At 56.3% G+C, this 5,238-nt stretch carries 1 protein-coding gene; it reads left to right on the forward strand.

Annotation, left to right across the window (positions count from 1 at the left end; translation table 11 throughout):
• Positions 1–74: 74 nt before the first annotated feature.
• On the forward strand, positions 75–5,238 hold a 5,164-nt coding region (locus tag AC06ND_RS06000; RefSeq protein WP_475678089.1), incomplete at its 3' end, for a DUF6443 domain-containing protein.

A 5,238-nucleotide genomic window follows, 5' to 3' on the forward strand; every position in this document is an offset into this window, starting at 1 on the left:
TGCATTTAACAGCACAAAGAACTAAATTTGTTACCAGCACTTTCAAGGACTGACCTTACACGACCACTACGACCATGGACGCAACCAACCTCTTCCCTCAAGCAATTTCCCCTACTGCCTATCAGTTAGGCCTGTACGGCAGAACTCCCGTGAGCTATTTCCACGGACTTCCTCAGATATCCGTCCCCCTCACAGAGGTGCGAGGCAGAGGATTTACACTTCCGGTGTCATTGAGCTACCACGGAGGCGGTATCAAGCCGGAGCAGCATCCCGGATGGGTCGGACTCGGATGGAGTCTCCATGCCGGAGGATGCATCACGAGGGTGATCCACGGGATTAAGGACGAAATGGTCAAGAGGGAATACGACTCATACCATAGTTACCCCTGTCCTAGGAATCCTGGATACCTCCACCATATGTCAGAACTTCAGTCTTCGGTCCCTTGGTCAGAATCCCTTCTTTATGAGAAGATGAGCAAGGTTGGTATTGACTATGAGCCAGACGAATACATCGTAAGCGCTCCAGGAATATCTGCAAGCTTTGTGATCGTAGGCGAGCATGAGATCAGGGTCATCTCGCGTGACGAGTCGGCAATCACACTGGAATGCTTCGAATTGGCTGACGACAATTACAGGGCTGAACTCAACTTGTACCCTGGCATGGGATACGACGAGATCAAGGCAAAGAGATTCTGCTACATTAGAAAGATAGTGCTTAAGGACCAGCATGGCAACAGGTATGTCTTCGGTGGAACAGATGACGCCATAGAGTATTCCATCACCCAGCACCCGATTTTCGCCCCAAACTCGCCCACGATTGTTAACACCAGGAACTGGGATGCTGTCGCGACTGCCAACACTTGGATGCTTACTCGTCTGGAACGAGCTGACGGAGAGGTCTTCGTCTTCAGCTATTCCAGGGATGGTGTCCCCATAGTGCTACGCGACAACCATTGCGGTTGGCAGTATTCAGGAGACAACAGCTCCCCCAGACCACTGAGAACTTACTGGCCCCTGCCATGGGATATGCACGACACGTACGAGGCTATGAAACACGAATTCAAGGCGAATCTGAATTTCCACTTCCTGATGCCATCATATCTCTGCAGCATCGAATGCACCCTTTCTGGAGACCACCTCGATTTCGTGAGAGAGCGAACGACGGAGCTGGGATACGATTTCGGACGGGACGATTTCGAGAACGACTTCTCGACATATGTGGCAGACCTTACGGAAGCCAGGCCAAGCCCGAACCTCTCATACGCCGAATTCCGAAGCAGGGATTACTATTGCAAGCTGGTCAGAATCGTCGGAGAGTGCAGAGACGTCAGGCTCAGCTATCGGGAATCGGACTCGGAAAGGCTTAAACTCACGGATGTGCACATCGTGAACCCAGCTGAGGGACAGACATCAGAGGGAGCCTACTCATTCACTTATAATGCCACACCTCTACCTAGATATAATTCGAGGGAGACGGACAGATGGGGTTATTACAACGGTCACTGCTACGAATCGCTCCTCGAGCACTTCGGGCACGGACTGGACAGCGACAGAAGCCCGTCGGCAGAGCACATGGCCGCGGAAATGCTCATCCAGGTCCATTATCCCACAGGAGGATGGACTGACTTTGAATGGGAGCCACACAGCTACGCAACCACGGTCTTACCTCCGGCATTCCTTGTTGAAACCATGGAGACACCGCGCATGGCCGGAGGACTGAGGATAAAGTCCATCACCGACCACCACGCCGCAGACGGAGATGGTATTACACGTATATTCAGCTATGAGGAGTCCGGAATTTCAAAGGGAGTCCTCAGCGACAAGGGGCGGTCCGAGGCGTCCGGGATTTACAGTTTCATGTTATTCTCGGACATATTGACCGGCCATTTCTCCATGTACAGCGAGTTGCCGATTCTGCCGCTGTCCGAGACTGACGGTAGTCATGTCACGTACAGCCTCGTGCGAGAAGTGTTTCAGGACGGGGGATACGTCGAATATCGTTATCTGAACCACGAGAATCCGCTTCACAGGGACAGTATGTCTGACATCATGCTTGGCAACGGTACCGAGTCCCCACTTTATGGGAAAATAGTTTCAGCCGCGATTTCCCGTGGGCTCCTGTGGAACAAGAAGCTATGCAACCGGGACGGCATCATACTGACAGAAGAGACGCTGGAATACGATTCACCACACAGTATGAGCTACGCAACCGCTGCGAAAGACATCTACTCCGATGACGCACTGCTCTTCCTGTCTTATTCACAGGTCCCTTGCGGATATCCGTCCCTCAGGTCGCGCGTGGTCACGGAGCGATGCGACGATGGCAGCCTCATCGTGGACAGCTACGAATACACATATAACCCTGACCGTCTCATGACCGCAGAGACACACCGGAGAAGCAGCCGCGGAGCGTCACCCGAAACGATGTCGGAGGAGACGAGATACTTCTATCCAGCAGACAGGCCGGGACCTGACCACGACGACATGGTGTCGGAAGGATTTAGAGGGCTTGTCTTAGGTATCGCCAGGCTGCGCGACGGATTGGTCGTCGACGCGCAGGAGCGCGAACACGTGATAAGATACATCCCTGCGCTCCCCTCTGAGAGGACTGTCGTCATCGTAGGACTCGCGATGCGGCCGGTATGGCTTGCGTGCAGGTCATACTCGGCAAGAATTGACAGTCCGGTTACAATAGACAGATACGCCGACTCCCCGATGTCATACATGCAGTCCACGCCGGACATCGAGGTGAAGGGATTCGACGGGCACGCATCGCCGCTCTTCGCCGGGATGAAGGACGGCAGCGCATCGGAGATGGCCTGGAGCCTGCGTCACGGGGAGCCGTGCATGTCCATACGCACGGCCGACCGGGTCATACCACCAGGCGTCTCCTCCACAAGACACCAGATTCTCGTCAACTATCAGGATATCGTCTCCAAGGACTTCGTAACGGACGCACCGTCGACTTTCCGATGCGACATGACACCCGATTACGGATACGCGCTCCACGCAATGGTGACGATTGACGGCACGACATACCACCTGGCACAATGGTCCCGTCCCGAGGCGCCCGATGCCATATGGCAGTCTCTCATCAGCTTGTACCAGGCCAGCCTCAGCCTGCCGATTGATTCCGGAAGGCACACGATGTCCGTGCGTCTTCTCGACTGGCGCGGAACGAGCGGATCATCCGAGGCCGTCGGCGGGTCTGTCGTTGTGACCCATGCTACCGCTGCCACATATTCACCGGAATCATTCTTCGTCGACCTCGACGTCGAGAGCGAGTCCGGAGAGGGTTTCCACTGCGGACATGGCCATGAAGGTCCGCTGACCGTGGACAGGAGCATCCCGTCGGGCAGGGCCTACATTCTCGACTACATGGAAAGGCAGGCTGGTGGAGAATGGCACTACGTGAGGACAGCCTATAACGGAGGGAACGTCACCATCGGAGGCACCGGCAGGACGGTGAGCAACGTGAGGATATATCCTGAAGGCTCGATGCCTGAATCATACAGCTACAGGGAATTCGTCGGAATGACGGCGAAGACCGACGCGAGAGGAGTGATCGAGTCCTACGGATACGACGCACTCGGAAGGCTCAGCGAAGTCCGCGACAATGACGGCAACATCCTGAGCGGAAGCAGCTACACCCTCGCCACCGCCGGAGGAGGCTCCGGGACCGACAATGTCGTCGAGTCACGGCTGTTCACCTCGGAGAACGGAGGCTCGTCGAGACTCACCGTATCCCACATGGACGGGCTCGGCCGTCCGGTGCAGGAAGTAATCGTCGACGGAGGAGGAGAAGGCCGGGACATCATCACCAGAAAGGAATATGACAATGTCGGCAGGGAACTCAGGAACCACATCCCGACCCCTTCCGACGCTGCCCTTGACGATACTGACCCTATTAAGTACTCGGAGAACGTTTACGAAGCGTCTCCGAGGGACAGGATACTTTCCGTCATGGGACCGGGCCAGGCCTGGCGCGACGCCGATAAGAAGGTGACGACCTTGCTGTACGCCAACTCCACCACGGTGCCGGAACTCATGCACCGGGGCTTCAGGGTCACCGATTCCGACGGGAATCCGCTGACCGTGGGCAGGCGGCTCCTGAGAAACCCAGGTCTCACGTCCGATGGGCTCCTGAACGTCACGAAGACCATAAGCGAGGACGACGAAGTCACCCTCGTGTTCAGCAATGTACACGGCGAGGAGGTCCTCACCAGACGCATCCTTACGGACGACGTCACCGGAGATGTGACCTATGCCGACACCCACACCGTGCGCGACGCCCTCGGAAGGGTCGCGGCGGTGATCCCGCCGAAGCTCACCGCACAGTTGGAGAGCTCAGATGCCAGCCAATGGAACTACTCGGAGATAGAGGATCTTGCCTTTCTATACAGATATGACGGCAGGGGCAACTGCATCGAGAAGAACATCCCGGGCGGAGGATGGACATACATGGCCTACGACAAGGGCGGAAGGTGCGTCTTCACGCAGGACGCCGTGCAGAGGGAGCAGGGACGATGGGTGTTCCGGCTCGTCGACATCTTAGGGAGGGAGTGCGTCACCGGAACGGTGGTGCGCACGATGGACGTCTCTGCTGATCCGATAGCGACAACCAACATATACGTCAGCATGCCGGCATCTCCGGACTATGCCGGGTCTCTGAAGGGCTATGACCTAAACGGAATCTCTTCGCTGGGCACCGATGTCAGGATACTCACTGTCTGCTATTACGACGGCTACGGATTCTGTGCCGGGACCACGTCGCTTTCATACTCGGCTCCGTCCTCAGGCGAGCCGTACGGAAGGCACTCCCTGCTCACTGCTACCGGCCTGCTCACGGGACGTCTCGTGAGGGTGCTCGACGGTACATCAACTTCCGAGACCTTCCTCGGGGACGCGCTGTACTACGATGACAAGGGCCGCGTGATCCAGAAGGCGTCGAGGACCTTGTTCGGGAACACTGACAGGGAATATATTGCATACGACTTCGCAGGCAACGTGACCGCGCGCAAGATTGTGCACGGTAAGCCAACCTTGCTTAGCACGTACACGGAGAAGCTGACCTACACCTATGAAGGGATGGGTCGTGCTCTGGTTACGACGCATCAGTCGGGCACTTCCGCAACCAGGGTGGTAGCGTCACGCGAGTATGACTCCATAGGCAGGCTTGCTTCGGTAGGCCGTGCAGGGCAGACTATGACAGCACTCCAGCAAAACTACTCATACAACA

It is taken from the genome of Candidatus Cryptobacteroides sp., assembly GCF_056207615.1.